This window comes from Sphingomonas folli (assembly GCF_019429525.1).
GTDB lineage: Bacteria > Pseudomonadota > Alphaproteobacteria > Sphingomonadales > Sphingomonadaceae > Sphingomonas > Sphingomonas folii.
The window spans coordinates 1-19,415 of sequence record NZ_JAHXZL010000005.1; the positions used below are offsets into that span (position 1 = coordinate 1).

At 71.9% G+C, this 19,415-nt stretch carries 10 protein-coding genes and 1 rRNA gene; 7 read left to right on the forward strand and 4 right to left on the reverse strand.

The genetic code is table 11. The features are described from left to right. Positions 1-96, reverse strand: a 16S ribosomal RNA gene (locus KZ813_RS08795); the annotation flags it as partial. 498 nt (positions 97-594) lie between these two features. Between KZ813_RS08795 and KZ813_RS08800 the strand changes: the two genes are divergently transcribed. From KZ813_RS08800 to KZ813_RS08810, 3 genes are all read left to right on the forward strand, one after another. Continuing rightward, entirely contained in the window at positions 595-1,452 is an 858-nt protein-coding gene (locus KZ813_RS08800; protein ID WP_308461837.1) for a glucose 1-dehydrogenase, read from the forward strand. A 290-nt stretch (positions 1,453-1,742) separates the two neighbouring features. Beyond that, entirely contained in the window at positions 1,743-4,385 is a 2,643-nt protein-coding gene (locus KZ813_RS08805) for a TonB-dependent receptor domain-containing protein (RefSeq protein WP_219754617.1), read from the forward strand. 243 nt (positions 4,386-4,628) lie between these two features. Then, positions 4,629-6,659 (forward strand): hypothetical protein, encoded by a 2,031-nt coding sequence (locus KZ813_RS08810; protein WP_219754618.1) that lies wholly within the window; start codon positions 4,629-4,631, stop codon positions 6,657-6,659. 106 nt (positions 6,660-6,765) lie between these two features. On the opposite strand, the gene KZ813_RS08815 is transcribed toward KZ813_RS08810, so the two are convergent. Continuing rightward, entirely contained in the window at positions 6,766-8,265 is a 1,500-nt protein-coding gene (locus KZ813_RS08815) for a tryptophan halogenase family protein (protein ID WP_308461838.1), read from the reverse strand. Positions 8,266-8,478: 213 nt separating this feature from the next. On the opposite strand from KZ813_RS08815, the gene KZ813_RS08820 reads away from it, so the two are divergent. Both KZ813_RS08820 and KZ813_RS08825 read left to right on the forward strand, forming a co-directional pair. Next, on the forward strand, positions 8,479-10,911 hold the full coding sequence (locus KZ813_RS08820) for a DUF3772 domain-containing protein (RefSeq protein ID WP_219754619.1): 2,433 nt from the start codon (positions 8,479-8,481) through the stop codon (positions 10,909-10,911). A gap of 325 nt (positions 10,912-11,236) precedes the next feature. Further along, positions 11,237-13,192 (forward strand): putative bifunctional diguanylate cyclase/phosphodiesterase, encoded by a 1,956-nt coding sequence (locus tag KZ813_RS08825; RefSeq protein ID WP_219754620.1) that lies wholly within the window; start codon positions 11,237-11,239, stop codon positions 13,190-13,192. Between the two features lie 177 nt (positions 13,193-13,369). Here KZ813_RS08825 and KZ813_RS08830 read toward each other — a convergent pair whose 3' ends face one another. Further along, positions 13,370-14,419 (reverse strand): LacI family DNA-binding transcriptional regulator, encoded by a 1,050-nt coding sequence (locus KZ813_RS08830; RefSeq protein WP_219754621.1) that lies wholly within the window; start codon positions 14,417-14,419, stop codon positions 13,370-13,372. Positions 14,420-14,541: 122 nt separating this feature from the next. On the opposite strand from KZ813_RS08830, the gene KZ813_RS08835 reads away from it, so the two are divergent. Continuing rightward, the gene (locus tag KZ813_RS08835) at positions 14,542-15,744 is read left to right on the forward strand and encodes an MFS transporter (RefSeq protein WP_219754622.1); all 1,203 of its coding nucleotides are present in this window, start codon (positions 14,542-14,544) and stop codon (positions 15,742-15,744) included. A gap of 40 nt (positions 15,745-15,784) precedes the next feature. After that, on the forward strand, positions 15,785-16,690 hold the full coding sequence (locus tag KZ813_RS08840) for a LysR family transcriptional regulator (RefSeq protein ID WP_219754623.1): 906 nt from the start codon (positions 15,785-15,787) through the stop codon (positions 16,688-16,690). 49 nt (positions 16,691-16,739) lie between these two features. Here the strand turns inward: KZ813_RS08840 and ppdK are convergent, their stop codons facing one another. Further along, positions 16,740-19,412: a pyruvate, phosphate dikinase gene (ppdK, locus tag KZ813_RS08845; protein WP_219754624.1), complete on the reverse strand. Its 2,673-nt coding sequence runs from the start codon at positions 19,410-19,412 to the stop codon at positions 16,740-16,742. Positions 19,413-19,415 lie beyond the last annotated feature (3 nt).

Here is a 19,415-nt window from a genome sequence, read left to right on the forward strand (position 1 = left end):
ACCCGTGCGCCACTAAGGCCGAAGCCTTCGTTCGACTTGCATGTGTTAGGCATGCCGCCAGCGTTCGTTCTGAGCCAGGATCAAACTCTCAAGTTTGATGCTCGATACACACCCGGCGGAATAACCAGATATGCACCGCTCACTTCAAGGAGCCGTTCCTGCACTTCACATATGGATACGTGAAAGACACATGAAACGGCTTAAACTCTGACGACCCCAACGCACCTTGAATGCGCCAGACCCGCAGACCACCGTCCACATGTCCCTTCATCTATAACCTACAATGTCAAAGAGCCGCCGACGAAGAAACCGGACAACCGCCCATCCCCCGTATCCCTACCGGGGAGAACAGCGTCCTTCCTATCTGACGACCGACCAAGCAACGCTGCCTCAGCAGCCCGCCCCGTCCGGTGACGACGCATATATGCAGCACACACAAAGGGGTCAAGCGATTCGATGACAGTTTTTTGGCGCCGAGATGTCAGTTCGTCGCACGAGCCATCCAGCGGACAGACCGGCTGATTCACGTCAATGGTCGGAACGTCACCCGCACTCCGATCGGTTGACCGCCCGACCCATGATGGAGATCGCGCCGTGACCGACCGCCCCGCCCCGCCCTATCCCGAGCAGCAGCAGCCGATGCCCGGCACCACCGCGGCGATGAACCCGCGCCCCGACCATGGCGAGCACAGCTATGTCGGCCGGGGCCGGCTCACCGACAAGAAGACGATCATCACCGGCGGCGACAGCGGGATCGGCCGAGCGGTCGCGCTCGCCTTCGCGCGCGAGGGCGCCGACGTGCTGATCTCCTACCTCAGCGAGGAGGAGGACGCGCGCGAGACACAGCGACTGGTCGAGCAGGCCGGGCGCCGGGCGGTGCTGGTCCCCGGCGACATCAGTGACCCCGCGCACGCGCGCGCCGTGGTCAATCGCGCCGTCGAGGCGTTCGGCCGCATCGACGTCCTCGTCAACAACGCCGCGCACCAGGCCAGCTTCCAGTCGATCGAGGACATCGCCGACGACGAGTGGCAGCGCACCTTCGCCACCAACATCCACGCGATGTTCTACCTGTCGAAAGCCGCGGTGCCGTACATGCGCGAGGGGTCGTCGATCATCAACACCACCTCGATCAACGCCGACCAGCCCAACGAACAGCTGCTCGCTTATGCCACCACCAAGGGCGCGATCCACAATTTCACTGCCGGGCTGGGACAGATGCTCGCCGCGCGTGGGATCCGCGTCAACGCAGTCGCGCCGGGTCCGGTGTGGACGCCGCTGATCCCATCGACCATGCCGCCCGAGAAGGTGCGGAGCTTCGGCGACAACACGCCGATCGGCCGGGCCGCCCAGCCCGCCGAGCTGGCGCCGGCCTATGTCATGCTCGCCAGCGACGAGGCGAGCTACATCCTGGCCGCGACGATCGCGGTCACCGGCGGCCGCCCCTTCCTGTGAGGGGCTGGCGCGATCGGACGACCCTGCCCGCGCGCCGACCTGACGTGCCAATGCCATGGTCGACGAGCGGGGCGCAAACCGTCGGCAAGCGCGGCGCGGGGTGGCCGGCGCCGCCTCGGCCTGCGCCCGCACGGCCGAGGCGCCACCGTTGCGCGCCGGCCACAGCCCGCGCGCGATCGTCCCGGACCGGTCCCGCCGGCTCTTTGAAATCGATTAACGCGGGCATAAAGCCAGCTCGACGCTGCCACCATCGAGAGAGCAGCGCGACTCACGTCCGTCAGGAGGGGAAGATGCCGCTACTCACCTCGCGCCGCGCCGTTTTGCTGGCGGGCGCCGCGCTGTTGCCGCTCGCGCCCGCGTCGGCGCAGACCGTCGCCACCGATCCGCCCGCCGCGACCCAGCCTATTGACCAGGCCGGTGCGCCCTCCGCCGCGCAGGACGCGCCGGGCGCCGCGCCCGCCGCGGCGCCGGCGGCCGACGACGCCGACGGGCTGCAGGACATCGTCGTCACCGGCCAGACCTCGCGCGACCGCCCGCTGATCACCTCCTCGGCCGACATCACCTACGCCACCCGGGACGACATCGATCGCCGCGCGCCACGCTCCACCGCCGACATGCTCGAGCTGGTGCCCGGCATCTTCGTCGAGGGCACCGCGGGCGAGGCGTCGAACAATTACTCGGTGCGCGGCCTCCAGGGTGGCGGGCAACGCTTCGTCCAGCTCGAGGAGGACGGCATGCCGATCCTCTACGGCGGCGGTGGCGCCGACTTCTTCTTCCAGCAGGACCTCACGATCGACCGGCTCGAGGCGGTCAAGGGCGGCTCGTCGGGCGTGCTCACCGTCAACGGCGCGGGCGCGACGATCAACTTCATCTCGAAGCGCCCCAATCAGGACCGCTTCGAGGCGATCGCGCGCGGCACCTACTACAATTACGGGCTCAAGCGCGCCGACCTCTACGTCTCCGCGCCGCTCGCCGAGAATCTCGCCTTCAGCATCGGCGGCTATTATCAGAGCAGCCCGGGGGTGCGGCGCAACCCGTTCGACTATGACGGCTATCGCGTGAAGGCGATGCTGGAATACCGCTTCGACGACGGCGGCTTCCTGCGGCTCTCCGCCAAACGCGGCGACATGAACACGGCCTATTACGCCAGCATGCCGTACCGCTACGACAACGGCAAGCCGAGCGGCTTCCCGGGCCTCGACACACAGCGCGACAATATCGGCGGCGACGCCTTCCGCAACATCGCGGTGCCGGTATCGACCTTCGTGGAGAGCGACGGCATCCGCGACTTCCGTTACGACCAGGGCATCAAGGCGATCTCCAACCAGTTCCGCGTCGACTTCGAGAAGCCCGTGACAGACACGTTCGACGTGTTCCTGCGCGGCCGCTATCTCGACTACAAATACGATTTCAACGGCCTATTCCCCGGCTCTGGCACCGGTAACGCCGGTCTGGCGAGCGCGGTCAGCTACCTGACGCCGGGCAGCGGCTCGCCGATCAGCGACCTGCTGTCGCTCGGCTCGTTCGCCTTCCCGACGACCGCACGCTTCGGCATCCGCAACCTGCGCACCGGCACGGTGCTCGGCTCGAACCAGACGAGCGAGCTCAACGCGCTCAACGGCAACGGCTTCCTCCAGCGCACCACGCTCAACCACGACCGGCTCGACGCGCACGACTTCGGGCTCAACCTGGGCGGGCGCTGGGAATATCAGGGCGGCAGCTTCACCAACTCGCTCACCGCGGGCATGATGTACTACGCCGTCCACCGCCGCCAGAACCAGTCGGCGGTCGCCAGCGTCGTCAACGACGTGCGCAACGACAGCGACATCTACGACATCGTCGCGCTCGACGGCGGCAACAACGTGATCGGCACGCTGAGCGACAACGGGCTGGTCTCCTACGGTGACTGGGGCAACGGCATCCGCGTGCGCGACGACAACGCCGTGTCGCTCTACGCCAACGACGAGCTGGCGATCGGCAAGCTGCGCATCGACGGCGGCATCCGCTTCGAGAACATCCAGTCGACCGCGCGCGACGGCATCGACGCCGCCGCGATCGACGCCGCCAACCGCATCGTCGAGATCCGCCCGGGCGTGTTCCAGCAGCTGGTACCACAGGGCACCGCCGGCCTCGTGCCGACGGTCGGCCCGACCTTCGCCGGTCGATATGCCACGCTCAACCGCACGCAGGAGAAGATCGCCTGGACCGTCGGCGCCAATTACCTGATCACGCCGAACCTCTCGATCTACGCCCGCTACGCCGACGGTTTCCAGACCAACAGCGCCGACCCGATCACCACGATCAAATTGTACGAAGCGGGGATCCGTTATCAGTATGAGCGTTTCTTCAGCGGCTCGGTCACGGCATTCCGCACCAACTTCGACGACCAGAACTACAATTTCGCCAACCCGGAGAACCCGGCGCAGCAGCAGAACATCAACGCCGACCTGCGCACGAAGGGCATCGAGGTCGACCTGATGCTGCGCCCGGTGCGCTGGTTCTCGATCGACGGCCAGGCGGTGTTCCAGGACCCGCGGCTGGAGAACCTCCAGCTCGATGGCGCCACCCAGGCGGGCTATGAGGGCAATCGACCCGAGCGGACGCCCTCGACCTTGTGGACCGTTACCCCCGCGATCCAGCTGCCCAACGGGCTGGGCGACATCTACGCGCGCTACAAATATGTCGGCAAGATCTTCGCCGACGCGGGCAACGGCGTGGCGCTGCCGGGCTATGGCGTCACCAGCGCGGGCATCAACGTCAACGTCACGCCGCAGCTGCAGGTGAGCTTCAACGCGGAGAACATCTTCAACGTCGTCGGCCTGACCGAGGGCAACCCGCGCCAGGGGCAGACGCAGGCGATCACCGAGGGCTACTTCTACGCCCGCGGCATCGTCGGCCCGACCTATGGCGGGTCGGTGACGCTGCGCTTCTGAGTGGATGGGGGGCAAGCGGTGTCGCATCGCCCCCACCCCGCGTTCCCGTCCACGCGGTCACATGAGGCCGTTACCCTCGAGGGTCGCGCGCGAGCCGCCCCACGGGATCCGAACCGTGCTCCCGCGCACGCAGGAGTCCCGCGTCGACCGCGCGCCGGCCGCGATCCTGGGCTCCCGCGTGCGCAGGAGCACGCCGGGCGCTACTATGCTGATGCTGCAGCCCCTCTCATCCGGAGCCCGACCATGACCCGCGCCGCCCGTCTTCTCGCCGCGCTGCTGCTCGCGGGCAGCGCCGGTGTCGCGCTCGCCCAGCGGCCGCCCGAGCTGGCCTATCAGCTCAACGAGGGCGACAATCTCAACGCCTTCCTGCGCGACGGCGCCACCGCGGCGCACCTGCTGCTGCGCGACGGTGCGGAGCCTCGCATCCTCGTCGCTTTCCCCGCCGGCAACAGCGGGGTCGGGCTGTGGTTCGCGCGCACCGCCGCGCCGGTCACGTGGCGGCTCGACCGTGCGCCCGCGGCGATCACGCTGCCCGACGCCCGCGGGCGCCCACTCCACGGTATCCGCGCCGTCGCCAGCCTCGCCGCGCCGCGGCTGGCGCTGCGCCAGGCGGTGCTCTCCAACGTCCGGTTCCTGCGCGACTATCAGTCGGTCGGCCGCTTCCCGTCCGAGGTCGCGGTGGCGCCGCGGGTCAACCGCGACACGATCACCTACGCGCGCGACCGGGCCGACGGTGCACCCGGTTATCGACTGACGCTGCGGGTGCTCGCCGGCCGGGTCGAACGCGGAACGCTGGTGGCGGGGCGCGACGGCCGCATCCGGGTCGAGATCACCGCCCTCACCGGCGACACTCCGCTCACCGGCATCGCGCTGCCCGAGCTGCTCAACGCCGCGGCCGCCGACGATCCCGCCGCGCGCGACGCGCTGCGTTTCCTCAGCTATCGCGAGAAGTTCCTGGCGGGCTCGTGGCGCTTCGACACCTATTTCGGGCGCGACACGCTGATGTCGGTGCGGCTGCTGATGCCCGCGCTCCAGTCCACCGCCGTGGAGGCGGGGCTCGGCGCGGTGCTGGCGCGGCTCGCCGCCGACGGCGACGTCGCGCACGAGGAGGGCCTCTCCGAGTTCGCCCTGCTCGAGAACCGCAAGGCCGGGCGCAACGGCGACGCCGCGACGCTCGACTATGCGATGATCGACGACGATTTCATGCTAGCGCCGGTGGCCGCGGCCTATCTGCTCGAGCACGCAGACCCATCGCGCGCGAGCGCCTTCCTGGCGCGGCCGATCGCGAGCGAGGCGCGCCCCGGGACCAGCGAGCCGGCGGGCGCCTCGCTGTTGCGCAACCTGCGATTGGTGATCGAGCGCGCGCGCGGCTTCTCCGAGGCGCCCGCGGTCGACCGGCTCGTCGCGCTGCGCCCGGGCCGCATGACCGGACAGTGGCGCGACAGCGAGGAGGGGCTCGGGCGCGGGCGCTACCCCTATGACGTCAACGCGGTGCTGGTGCCCGCCGCGCTCGACGCGGCGGCACGGCTGAGCGCGGCGGGCCTGCTCGAGCCCTATGCGAGCGCCGCCGATCGCGACGGACTGGCGCGCGCCGCGGCGATGGCGGCGACGTGGCGCGAGCGCGCGCCCGCCTTGTTCCGCGTCGAGCTGCCCGCGCGCGAGGCGGCCCCGAGGATCGCGGCCTATGCGCGCGCGCTCGGCGTGTCGGCGGGGCCCGCGTTGTCCAGCCTGGGGCAGACGCCGCTGGTCTATCACGCGCTGTCGCTCGACGAGCGCGGCCGGCCGGTGCCGATCCTCAACTCCGACGAGGGCTTCGCGCTGCTGTTCGGCGCACCCCCCGCGGCCGAGCTCGAGCGGGACGTCGCCGCGCTGATGCGCCCCTTCCCGGCCGGGCTGATGACCGATGTCGGGATGCTGGTCGCCAACGCCGCGCTGGCGGACGCCGCGACCCAGGCGCGCTTCACGCCGGCGGCGTATCACGGCGCGGTGGTGTGGTCGTGGCAGCAGGCGCTGTTCGCCGCTGGGCTCGAGCGCCAGCTGAAGCGGCGCGACCTGCCCGCCTCGACCCGTACGGTGCTGACCGAGGCGCAGGCGCGGCTGTGGCGCGCGATCGCGGCGACCCGCGCGACGCAGAGCTCGGAACTGTGGTCCTGGGCCTATGCAGACGGCCGCTACAAGGTGGTGGCGTTCGGCGCGGGCAAGAAGGACGTCGACGAATCCAACGCGGCACAACTGTGGAGCACGGTGTACCTGGCGGTGCGTCCGCCGCATTGAGCGCGCCACCGCTGCTGCGCACCCAGGCACCCAGAGCCACGGCGCCGCGCCCCTGGGCTTCGGGGTCCGCCGGAGCGCGCAACGCTGTGACCGCCTCGCCGGCGCCTCACCCCATCGCCGCCGCCAGCGCGGCGTCGTGCGCGGGCAGCGTCGGCGCGGCGCGCGCGATCAGCGCGGCGAGCGCGCGTACCTGCTCGGCGTTGGCGGCACCGTCCAGCGCGTCGGCGAGCGGGTGGTAGCCCTCGGCCGCGATCCCCTGCCCCTCCAGCACCGCCAGCCAGCTCGCCTCGCGGAAGAGCTCGTCGGGCTCCAGCATCAGCCGCCCGCCGCGGCGGTACAGCGCCTCGCGCTCGACCAGTGCCGCGGGCAGCGCCATCTCCCGACACGCCGCCCATAGCGGCTCGGGCTTCCCGCGCTGCGCGTGATAGTGGAGGATCAGGAAGTCGCGGATCCGCTCCATCTCCGCCGCCATGAGCCGGTTGTAGCGTGCCGCCAGCGCCGCGTCGTCGCCGCGCTCGGGGAAGAGCGTCAGGAGCTTGGCGATGCCGCTCTGGATCAGGTGGATGCTGGTGGATTCGAGCGGCTCCAGGAAGCCCGCCGATAGCCCGATCGCGATCACGTTGCCGCGCCACGGCTCAAGCCGCGCGCCCGCGGTGAAGCGCAGGAAGCGCGGCTCGGCCAGCGCCTCGCCGTCGAGCCGGGCCAGCAGCGTCGCCGCCGCCTCGTCGTCGGATAGATGCGCCGAGGCGTAGACATAGCCGTTGCCGGTGCGGTGCTGCAGCGGGATCCGCCACTGCCAACCCGCCGCCAGCGCGGTCGAGCGCGTGTAGGGCAAGGTCGGCCGCGTCGCCGCGCACGGCACCGCCACCGCGCGGTCGCACATCAGCCAGCGCGACCAGTCGTCGTAGCCGACGCCCATCTCACCCGCGATCAGCAGCGCGCGGAAGCCCGAGCAGTCGACGAACAGCTCGCCCGCGAGCCGCTCGCCGCGTCGCGTCGTCAGCGCCGTGATCCGTCCGCCCTCCGCGTCGCGCTCGACCGTGCCGAGCCGCCCCTCGATCCGCATCACGCCCGCCGCCTCGGCGAGCGCGCGCAGATGCGCGGCGTAGCGCGCGGCGTCGAAATGATAGGCGTAGCCGAGCGTCGACAGGATCGAGCGCTGCTCCGCCGCGGGCTTGGCGAAGCGCCCGTCCAGCGCCGCCCGGGTGGTGAGCGACAGCGCCGCGAGCGGCAGGTCGAGTCCCTCCCCGCGGGCGCGCAGCCAGCGGTGATGGAAGGCGACGCCGGGCAGCGCCGCGCCATATTGGCCGAACGGGTGGAAGTAGCGATGCCCCGGCCGCGCCCAGTCGACGAACTCGATACCGAGCTTGTAGGTCGCCCCCGTCGCGCGCAGGAAGGCGGGCTCGTCGAGGCCGATCAGCTCGTTGAACCAGTGGATCGTCGGGATCGTCGCCTCGCCCACGCCGACCGTGCCGATCTCCTCCGACTCAAGCAGCGTGATCGCGACCGAGCGGCCGAGCTGGCGTGCGAGCGCGACCGCGGTCATCCAGCCAGCGGTACCGCCGCCGAGGATCACCACCCGCCTCACCCGCTCCCGCTCCGCCACGCCGGTCTCCTCTCCGGCACCGGTGTAGAGCGGAACGCGGCATTAGGGGAGCGGGCACGCGTGCGATGCACTTCGTGCCCGCGCCGCTTTCGCGCCGCGGTCATCCTGGGACGAGTGCACGATGGTACGAGAAGAGGATCCAGGACCAAGCGCGCCGATCTCACCCCGACCCGCACTGGCCGCGCCCCTCCCGGCTCTGCTATCGCCGCGGCGATGACCTGCTCCTCGCTGTACGCTCGCGCGCGCGTCGCCGCCGCGCTGTCGCTGCTGGCGCTGCTGGCACTGCTGCCGGCGCCACTCGCCGCCGCCGAGGTCGACCCGGTCACCGCCGCCACCGCGCGGCTGATCAAGGCGGAGCGGGAAGTGCGCGCGGTCGACGGCGCGCTCGACCAGTCGGCCGATCGCGAGGCGCGCGACACACTGCGCGAGCGAGTCAATGCCGCGCGCGAGGACGCCGCCGCCGCCGCCGACGACCTCACCGACCAGCTCGCCCTGGTCGACGCGCGCGCCGCGCAGCTCGGCCCCGCCGCCGCGAGCGAGGCGCCCGACTTGGCCGCGCAGCGCGCGCGGCTGGCGCGCCAGCGCACCGCGATCGATTCGAACAGCAAGCGCGGGCGACTGATCGCGGTCGAGGCGCAGCAACTGGTCGAGGAGATCGACCGCACCGAGGCCGAGCAGTTCAGCCAGACGATCGCGGCGCGCGTTCCCTCGCCGCTGTCGCCCGCTTTCTGGGGAGCGGTGCTCCAGGCGGCACCGCGCGACCTGCGCCGGATCGAGGTGATGCTCACGCTCGGCACGCGCCAGCTCGCCGCGGGCTGGCGCGACGCGCCGATCTGGCCAGCGCTACTCGGCCTGCTTGTCGCGCTCGCGATCGCCCTGCCGGGGCGCGCCGCGGCGGTCCGGGTCGGGCTGCGCTTCCTGATCGACGACGCGCCGGGCCATCGCGTGCGCCGCTCGGGCAACGCGATCTGGCGCGTACTGGTCGGCACGCTCACCCCGCTGCTCGCCAGCTTCGCGCTGGTGCAGGGGCTGCGCTGGTCCGGGCTGGTGCCCGCGGTGTGGAGCGACCTGGCGGACTCGTTCGTCCAGGCGACCTCCTTCGCCGGCTTCACCGTCGCGGTCACCGGCGCGGTGCTGATGCGCCACCAGCCGAGCTGGCGGGTCGCGCCGATCGCCGACGACGTCGCGCGGCGGCTGCGCCCGTTCAGCTGGCTGCTCGCCGCGGTCGCTTTCTTCGCGATCATGGTCGAGCGCTTCAACACGTTGGTCGGCGCCAGCGCCGCCGCGCTGAGCGCGACCCAGGCGATCGAGGCGCTGCTCCACCTCGCGCTCCTCGCCGCGGCCCTGGTCGCGCTCGGGCGGCTGCGCGCCGCGCGTGCCGAGGACGAGGAGGCGCCCGCGCGCGCGGGGCTCGGCGCGGCGGCACTGGTCGCCTGGGTGGTGGTGCTGGTCGCCACCTTCGCGCTGCTGCTCGGCTATCTCGGGCTCGCGCGCTTCGCCGGGCAGCTGGTCGCCTGGGGGCTGGTGCTGGGCAGCGCCACCTTCCTGCTGATGGCGGCGATCGACGACGTCGCCACCACGGTGTTCGCGCGCGACGGCGGACTCGGGCGGACGCTGTCGCGCGCGCTCGGCGTGCGGGGCGCCCTGATCGAGCAGTTCGGCGTGCTCGCCTCGGGCGTGCTGCGGCTGGTGCTCGCGCTGACCGCCTTCGGGCTGCTCTTCTCGCCGTTCAACGGCGGCAACGGCGTCGGTGCGCTGGCCTCCCGCCTGGGGACGCTGGCGCAGGGCGTGCAGGTCGGCGGGATCGCGATCTCGCCGGGGACGATCCTGCGCGGCATCGTCGTGCTGTTCGTCGGGCTGGCGCTGGTGCGCGGCTTCATGCGCTGGCTCGAGCAGCGCTACCTGCCCGCCACCGACCTCGACGGGTCGGGGCGCAACTCGGTCAGCCTGGTGGCGCGCTACGTCGGCGTGGCGCTGGCGGTGATCTGGGCGCTGGCCTCGCTCGGCATCGGCGTGGAGCGGATCGCGCTCCTGCTCTCCGCGCTGTCGGTCGGCATCGGCTTCGGCCTGCAGGCGATCACCTCCAACTTCGTGTCGGGGTTGATCCTGCTGGCGGAGCGGCCGATCAAGATCGGCGACTGGATCCGCGTCGGCACCGACGAGGGCGACGTCAAGCGCATCAGCGTGCGCTCGACCGAGATCGCGCTGCCCGATCATTCCACGCTGATCGTTCCCAACAGCGAGCTGATCACCAAATCGGTGCTCAACAAGACGCTGGCGAGCCCGCTCGGCCGCATCCAGGTGCAATTCTCGGTGCCGCTGGAGAGCGACGCCGACCGGGTGCGTGCGATCGTCGCCCAGGCCTTCGCCGACGAGAGCGCGATCCTCGACGATCCTGCTCCCGCGATCTTCATCGACTCGATCGTGGACGGGCGAATCTTCTTCAACTGCTTCGCGCACGTCGGCTCACCCCGCGCCGCGTACAGCGCCCGCAGCGCGATCTTCACCGTGCTGCTGCGGCGCTTCCGCGAGGAAGGGATCGAGCTCGGCACGGTGCCGCAACGGCTCGAGCTGCTCTCGCGCGACGCGGCGAGCGGCCTGGTTCGGGCCGACCTGCCGGGGGACGAGCGGCGCCCCTCCGCTTAGCCGGTCGCTATGCGAGTCCGCCCCGTGATCGAACCGAGTCCGGGGTGACGGAGGTGTGTGGCGCCGCTCTTCTCGAACAGGCGAGGACATCGGGTCGGCACGATGGAGTCGGATGGATCCAGCATCGGATTCGAGAGATCGGATGTGCGTACGCGGCGCTCCCCCCTCCGAACAGGGGGGCTCTCGAACACGGAGCCCACTATCACTGCGGCTCCGCAACGTTCGGGCAATTGGAAGGAATCGCGGGCACCGGGTTAGTGTATCGTCAGCCCATCCGCTCTATGGCTCGACGCGGGGAAGGCGCGGGCACGCGATCGGGGGTGCGATGGTGAGGCGGCTGTATCGTTGGTACGCCGGGATCGGGGACGATCCGCGGCTGGCGATCGCGCAGGTCACCAACCTCTATCGCCAGGTGCCGCTGCTCTACGGCCTGCTGCTGATCAACTCCTTCGCCGTCGCGGTGACGCATCGCGACAGCGCGCCGGCGTCGCTGACCGTGACGATCCCGGCGCTGCTGTTCGTGGTAACGTTCGTGCGGCTGGTGCGCTGGGCGCGCGCGGGGCGGAGCGGCGTCGTGCCCTCGCCCGCGACGGCGCGGCGACAGCTGCGCACGATCACCGCCGCCGCGGCGCCGGTCGCCACCGCCTATATGGTGTGGTCGCTGCTGCTGATGGGATACGGCGGCGCGGCGCAGCAGACCCATGCCGCGGTCTATCTCTCCACTACGGTGATGGGATGCGTCTTCTGCCTGATGTCGCTGCCCCAGGCCGCGCTGCTGGTGGCGATGATGGTGGTGCCGCCCTTCATCGCCGCCTGCCTGGCGCACTATCAGGTCATGTTCGCGGTGATCGCCACCAACGTCGCGCTGGTGGTCGCCGTTTTGCTGCGCGTGCTGTTCAACAGCTTCGACTATTTCCGCGATCAGGTGGCGGCGCGCGCCGCGCTGGAGCGTCAGCACGCCGAGCTGGTACGGCTCAACGCCGAGAACGGCCGGCTCGCGCTGACCGACAGCCTCACCGCGTTGCCCAACCGCCGCCAGTTCCACCACGACCTCGACCTGCTCGCCGCCGCGCGCGACGAGATGCCCTTCGCGGTGGGGCTGCTCGACCTCGACCGGTTCAAGCCGGTCAACGACACCTATGGCCATCAGGTCGGCGACCTTCTGCTGGTCGAGCTGGCGCGGCGGATGTGCGCCATCGCGGGCGGCGCCACCACCGTCTACCGGCTCGGCGGCGACGAGTTCGGGCTGCTCACCGTCGGCGCGCGCGACGAGGCGGTCGCGGCGGCCGAGTGGCTGTGCCAGAGCATCGCCGCGCCGTTCAGCGTCGGCGAGCTGCGCGTCGCGGTCGGCGGCTCGCTCGGGCTGGCGCTGTCGGGCGATGCGGGCGCACCCGTCAAGCCGGCGGGCGAGCTGTTCGATCGCGCCGACTACGCGCTGTATCATGCCAAGCGGGTCAACGGCGGGGGCACCTGCGTCTTCACCCCCGACATGGCGCGCGCGATCCGCACCGACCGCGCGATCGAGGCGGCGCTTCAGGCGAGCGCGCTCGACGAGGAGCTGCGCGTCGTCGCCCAGCCGATCCTCGCCGCGGCGAGCGGTACCGTGGTCGCGGTGGAGTGGCTCGCGCGCTGGCGCAGTCCGCTGGTCGGCGAGGTGCCGCCGGCCGAGTTCATCGCCATCGCCGAGCGATCGTCGCTGATCCACGGCATCACCCTGGCGGTGGTGCGCAAGGGGCTGGCGGCGTCGCACGCGCTGCCGGGCGACCTGGCGCTGTCGTTCAACCTCTCGGCGTGCGACCTCCACTCGCCCGCGACCATGGCAGCGATCGAGCGCGAGATCGCCGCCTCGGGCGTGGCGCCAGAGCGAATCTGGATCGAGGTGACCGAGACCGCGGTGATGCGCGACCCGCCCGCCGCCGCGCGCGCGCTGACACAGCTGCGCGCCCGCGGCATCAAGGTGGCGCTCGACGATTTCGGCACCGGCCACTCCAGCCTCAGCAACCTTCACCAGCTACCGCTCGACAAGGTCAAGATCGACCGCAGCTTCCTCGCTGACGTGGAAGCGTCGCGCGGCTGGGCGGTGGTGGCGGCGGTGGTGGCGTTGTGCCGCTCGCTCGCGCTGGAATGCGTGGCCGAGGGAGTGGAGACCGAGGCGCAGCTCGACGCGCTGCTGCGGATCGGCTGCGGCGCGGTGCAGGGCTATCTGTTCTCGCCCCCGGTCGAGGCCGAGGCGGCGGCGGCGCTGGTGCGCGATTGGCAGCGGCGGCGCGAGGCGGCCTAGTTCGGCATGCTGCGCGAGATGCCGACTCCCTTTCTTCCGTCTTCCTAAACTCGTCTCGGAGTCCACCGCCGCGCTAGCTCCTCACGCTTCAGGAGTGCGGCCCTGTTGATCCCGATGATCTCAGGATGAGGCGAGCGAGATAGGCGACCTGTCCGCATGGGATCAACAGCGCCCCTCTCACCGCGGCTTCGCGGTCGAGGCGCGGACCTTGAGCTCGCCCGCGATCACGACCGGCGCGGCGGGGCGCGCGCGCCCGCCGAGCTGCGCGATGATCAGCTCCACCGCGCGCGCCGTCGTCGCCGCGATCGGCTGCTCCAGCGCGGTGAGTGGCGGGTGCGCGAAGCGCGCGATCGGCGTGTCGTCGAAGCTCACCACCGACAGATCCTCGGGCACGCCGAGACCGCGCTCGCGCGCCGCGGCGAGCACGCCCAGCGCCATCTGGTCGCTGCTCGCCAGGATCGCGCTCGGCGGTACCGTGGCACCGAGCAACCGGCGCGCCGCCGCCTCGCCGCTCGGGAAATCGAAGTTGCCGACCTCGAGCAGCCCCTCGCAGCTCGCCCCGGCGTCGCGCATCGCGCCGCGCCAGCCGTCGGCGCGCTGCGCGCTGGTGGTGTAATCGTCCGGTCCGGCGACGAAGCCGATGCGGCGATGGCCCAGCGCGAGCAGATGCTCGGTCGCGCGCCGCGCCCCCGCCTCGTCCGCCATCGACAGCACGATCCCCGCACCTCCGCCCTGCGCGCCGATCCGCGCGAAGGCGATGTCGTGGCGGTCGAGCAGCTCGGCGATCAGCGGGTTGTCCGAGTGCGGCGGGGTGAGGATCACGCCGTCTGGCTGGAGCGCGGCGATCGTCGCGGCCAGCTCGCGCTCGATCCGGTCGCCGTGCGTGTCGACCAGCTCGAGCAGCAGGCGATAGCCGTGGCGCGCGCAGGTCAGCATGCCGCCGAGCAGCATCTGGTCGACCCAGTCGGTGCCCTGCCGCGCGCGCCAGTCGCTGATCGTGCGGTCGCGGTCGTTGAGCGCGAGGATGAGGTAGCTGCGCGAGCCGCCCATGCGCTGCGCCGCGAGCGAGGGGACATAGCCGAGCCTGGCGATCGCCTCGCGCACGCGCTCGGCCATCGCCGGGCGGACGTTGGGCTCGTTGTTGATCACCCGGCTGACGGTCTGTAGCGAGACGCCGGCGTCCGCCGCGACATGCTTGATCGTGACCGACTGACGCCGCCGTGCCATCTGTGCTCCCCCGAACGCCGGTCACTCCGGTCGGCCTGCCATAGCCAAGCCCGCGGCGCCCCGCCATCGCGTTGAGGTCCGGGGTGGCGCACCCGGCACCTGGGCCTATCATGCGCGAGTCCATGGCCTTCACCGCCCTTCCCCGACCAGCGCGCCCGGCGTGGTTCCTGCTCGCCTTCGCGCTCGCCAACGCCGGCGGGGTGATCGGCTACCTGCCGCTGCTCACCTTGCTGCTGCCGCTCAAGATCCACGCCGTCGCGGGCGACGCGCGCATCCCGCTGCTGAGCCTCACCGCGATCTGCGGCGCGGTGGCGGCGAGCGCGTCCAACGTGCTGTTCGGCTGGCTGAGCGACCGCTCGGTGGTGCGCGGCGGCGGCCGGCGGCGCTGGATCGCGGGCGGGCTGGTCGCGACCGCGGCGAGCTACGCGCTGGTGGCGGCGGCGCCGGGCGCGGCGACGATCGTGGCGGCGGTGGTGCTGTTCCAGGTCGCGATCAACGCGGTGCTCGCGCCGCTGCTGCCGATCCTGGCGGACGAGGTGCCCGACTCGCGCAAGGGTCTCGCCGCCGGGCTGATCGCGCTCGGCAACCCGGTCGCGGCGCTGGTCTCGGCGCTGCTGGTGGCGGACGAGGCGCTCGGCGACGCCACGCGGCTGGCGCTGCTGCCGCTGCTCACCGCGCTGACGCTGCTGCCGCTGCTGCTCCTTCGCGGCGACGCTGGCGCGGGCGATCCTGCCCCGGCGACCGCGCCGCGATTGCCGCGCCGCGACCTGCTGATCGCCGCCGCGGCGCGGCTGCTGATGCAGCTCGCCAACGCCGCGCTGTCGCTCTACCTGCTCTACGTGTTCGAGAGCGTCGCGCCGGGCGAACGCCCGCTCGTGCTCGCGCGCCAGGTCGGGACGCTGCTGACGATCTGCTACCTCCTTCCCTTGCCGCTCGCGCTGCTGGTCGGACGCTGGTCGGACCGAGTCGGGCGGCGCCAGCCCTTCCTGGTCGCCGCGGGATCGGTCGCGGTCGCCGGGCTGGCGGCGATGGCGCTGGCGGGCGGCACCACCGCCGCGGCGGTCGGCTTCGCGACCTATTCGATCGGCTCGGCGGTGTTCCTCGCGCTCCACTCGGCCTTCGCGCTGCAGCTGCTGCCCGACCCCGGGCGGCGCGGGCGCGATCTGGGGCTGCTCAACCTCACCAACACGCTGCCATCGCTGCTCGGCCCGCTGCTGACCTGGTCGCTGGCCACGCCGCGGGACTTCGCGCTGCTGCTGACGGTGCTGGCGGTGCTCACCGCGCTCGGCACCGCGGCGGTGACGCTGGTGCGTGCGCGGCGCTGAGGCGGTTGCCAGCGCCCCGGCAAGGTCGCACATCAGCGCCATGTCCACCGGCCGCGCCGACCTGCCCGACCTCAGCTATTTCCTCGCGATCGCGCGCCACCTCAGCTTCGCGCGCGCGGCGGTGGAGCTGCGCGTCACCGCCTCGGCGCTGAGCCACTCGATGAAGGCGCTGGAGGCGCGGCTCGGCGTGCGGCTGCTCCACCGCACCAACCGCAGCGTCACGCTGACCGCCGCGGGCGAGCAGCTGCGCGACTCGATCAGCGACCCGCTGCGCGCGATCGACGGCGCGATCGAGGCGCTCAACCGCTTCCGCGACGCGCCGGCGGGGCGGATCCGGCTCAACGTGGTGGTCGACGCGGCGCGGCTGCTGCTGGCGCCCGTGCTGCCCGGCTTCGTCGAGCGCTACCCCGACATCGAGGTCGACGTGGTGGCGAGCAATCGGCTGGTCGACGTCGTCGGCGAGGGCTTCGACGCGGGCATCCGCTACGGCGGGACGGTGCCCGAGGACATGATCGCGCTGCGGCTCTCGCGCGACATCCGCTGGGTAGTGGCGGCCGCCCCGGCCTATCTCGAGCGCTTCGGCACGCCGTCGCACCCGCGCGACCTGGTGGGGCACCGCTGCGTGCGGCTGCGCCAGGGAGCGGGGCGGATCTACCATTGGGAGTTCGAGCGCGGCGAGGAGGCGCTGGCGATCGACGTGCCCGGCGCGCTGACGATCGACGACACCGAGATCGGGCTGGCGCTCGCGCGCGGCGGTGCCGGGCTGATGTACGGGCCCGAGCCGGTCTTCGCGGGCGCGCTGGCGGCGGGCGCGCTGCGGCTGGTGCTGGACGACTGGGCGGCGGTGGGTGGCGGCTACCATCTCTATTACTCGAGCCGCCGCCAGGTGCCGACCGCGCTGCGCCTGCTCGCCGACCATATCCGCGAGCGCCGGCCGCTGGGGTGAGATCGGGGGGGAGCGGCGGAGCGCACGTGTGACGCGCGCGCGGCCGATCTCACCCGGCGCGGTTCGCCAGCGCCGCCTGCGCCGCGGCGAGCCGCGCGATCGGCACGCGATAGGGCGAGGCCGAGACGTAGTCGAGGCCGACCTGCTCGCAGAAGGCGATCGACGCCGGGTCGCCGCCGTGCTCGCCGCAGATGCCGAGCTTGATCCCCGGCCGCGTCGCGCGCCCGCGCTCCGCCGCCAGCGCCACCAGCTCGCCCACCCCCTCGACGTCGAGGCTGACGAACGGGTCGCGCGCGTAGATGCCCTGCTCCACATAGGCGCCGAGGAAGCGCGCCGCGTCGTCGCGGCTCACCCCCAAGGTCGTCTGCGTCAGGTCGTTGGTGCCGAAGGAGAAGAACTCGCCGCTCTCGGCGATCTCGCCGGCCCGGAGCGCGGCGCGCGGCAGCTCGATCATCGTACCGACCAGATACTCCACGCGCTGCCCGCGCTCGGCGAACACCGCCTCCGCGGCGCGGTCGACCACCGCTCTCATGAGGTCGAGCTCGCGCTTGGTCGCGACCAGCGGGATCATCACCTCGGGGATCGGCGCCTCCCCGCTCTTCCCGGCGACGTCGAGCGCGGCCTCGAAGATCGCGCGCGCCTGGGTCTCGTAGATCTCGGGATAGGTCACCCCCAGCCGGCAGCCGCGATGGCCCAGCATCGGGTTGAACTCGTGCAGCTCGGCGGCGCGGCGGCGGAGCACATCCACCGCCACCCCCGCCGCCTCGGCCACCTCGGCGAACTCCTTCTCCTCGTGCGGCAGGAACTCGTGGAGCGGCGGGTCGAGCAGCCGCACCGTCACCGGCAGACCCGCCATCACCTCGAAGATCGCGGTGAAGTCGGCGCGCTGCGCGGGCAGCAATTTCTCCAGCGCGGCGCGGCGGCCGCGCTCGTCGCTCGCCAGGATCATCTGGCGCACCGCGGTGATCCGGTCGCTCTCGAAGAACATATGCTCGGTGCGGCACAGCCCGACGCCCTCGGCGCCGAAGTCGCGCGCGGTGCGGCAGTCCGCCGGCGTCTCGGCGTTGGCGCGCACCTTGAGGCGGCGCACCGCGTCGGCCCACACCATCAGCGTGCCGAAGTCGCCCGCCAGCTCGGGCTGGATCGTCGCGACCTCACCCGCCATCACCTCGCCGGTGGCGCCATCGATCGTCAGCACGTCGCCCTCGCGCAGCTCGCGGCCGCCGACGCGCGCCACCTTCGCGCGCGCGTCGATCGCCAGCGCCCCCGCGCCCGAGACGCACGGCCGCCCCATGCCGCGCGCCACGACCGCGGCGTGGCTGGTCATCCCGCCGCGCGCGGTGAGGATGCCCTTGGCGGCGTGCATCCCGTGGATGTCCTCGGGGCTGGTCTCGGTGCGCAGCAGGATCACCGCGCGCCCGTCGGCGGCCCAGCGCTCGGCGGTGTCGGCGTCGAACACCGCCGCGCCCGAGGCGGCGCCCGGGGAGGCGGGCAGCCCCTTGGTCAGCACGTCGCGCGCCGCCGCGGGATCGAGCGTCGGGTGGAGCAACTGGTCGAGCGCGGAGGGGTCGACCCGCGCGATCGCCTCCTCGCGCGTGATCAGCCCCTCCTCCGCCATGTCGACCGCGATCTTGAGCGCGGCCTTGGCGGTGCGCTTGCCCGAGCGCGTCTGGAGCATCCACAGCACGCCCTGCTGCACCGTGAACTCGATGTCCTGCATGTCGCGATAATGCGTCTCGAGCGTGTCGAACACGCGCGCCAGCTCGGCATAGACCGGCGGCAGCGCCTCCTCCATCGACAGCGGCCGCGCGCCCGCCCGCTCGCGCGCGGCGCGGGTGAGATACTGCGGCGTGCGGATGCCCGCGACGACGTCCTCGCCCTGCGCGTTGATGAGGAACTCGCCGTAATAGGCGCGCTCGCCGGTCGAGGGGTCGCGCGTGAAGGCGACCCCCGTGGCGCTGGTGTCGCCCATGTTGCCGAACACCATCGCCTGGACGTTCACCGCGGTGCCCCAGTCGCCCGGGATGTGGTTGAGCCGGCGGTAGACCTTGGCGCGGTCCGACTGCCACGAGCCGAAGACCGCGCCCACGGCGCCCCAGAGCTGGTCGTGGACGTCCTGCGGGAAGGCCTTCCCCCAGAGCTGCTCCACCAGCTGCTTATACTCCGCGACCAGCCCGCGCAGGTCGTCCGCGGACAGCTCGGTGTCGAGCGTGTAGCCGCGGTCCTCCTTGGCGATCTCCAGTGCCTCCTCGAACGCGCCGTGGTCGAGCTCGAGCACCACGTCGGCGTACATCTGGATGAAGCGGCGGTAGCTGTCCCAGGCGAAGCGCGCGTCGCCGCTCGCCGCCGCCAGCCCCTCGACCGTGGCGTCGTTGAGGCCGAGGTTGAGGACGGTGTCCATCATCCCCGGCATCGAGACGCGCGCGCCGGAGCGGACCGAGACGAGCAGCGGGTCCGCCGCGTCGCCGAAGCGCCTGCCGGTGATCCCCTCGACATGCGCGATCCCCGTCGCGACCTCGGCGCGCAGCGACTCGGGGAAGCGTTCGCCCTCCTCGTAGTAGCGCGCGCACATCGCGGTGGAGATGGTGAAGCCCGGCGGCACCGGCAGGCCGATCGAGGCCATCTCGGCGAGGTTGGCGCCCTTGCCGCCGAGCAGGTTCCGATCGCCCGCCTTGCCCTCGGACACCCCGCCACCGAAGCGATAGACATATTGCTCGGTCATGCT

Coding starts and splice junctions, on each gene's coding strand:
- KZ813_RS08825 (WP_219754620.1), top strand. CDS start 11,237: ATGGTGAGGCGGCTGTATCGTTGGTACGCCGGGATCGGGGACGATCCG.
- ppdK (WP_219754624.1), bottom strand. CDS start 19,412: ATGACCGAGCAATATGTCTATCGCTTCGGTGGCGGGGTGTCCGAGGGC.
- KZ813_RS08810 (WP_219754618.1), top strand. CDS start 4,629: ATGACCCGCGCCGCCCGTCTTCTCGCCGCGCTGCTGCTCGCGGGCAGC.
- KZ813_RS08805 (WP_219754617.1), top strand. CDS start 1,743: ATGCCGCTACTCACCTCGCGCCGCGCCGTTTTGCTGGCGGGCGCCGCG.
- KZ813_RS08830 (WP_219754621.1), bottom strand. CDS start 14,419: ATGGCACGGCGGCGTCAGTCGGTCACGATCAAGCATGTCGCGGCGGAC.
- KZ813_RS08835 (WP_219754622.1), top strand. CDS start 14,542: ATGGCCTTCACCGCCCTTCCCCGACCAGCGCGCCCGGCGTGGTTCCTG.
- KZ813_RS08840 (WP_219754623.1), top strand. CDS start 15,785: ATGTCCACCGGCCGCGCCGACCTGCCCGACCTCAGCTATTTCCTCGCG.
- KZ813_RS08820 (WP_219754619.1), top strand. CDS start 8,479: ATGACCTGCTCCTCGCTGTACGCTCGCGCGCGCGTCGCCGCCGCGCTG.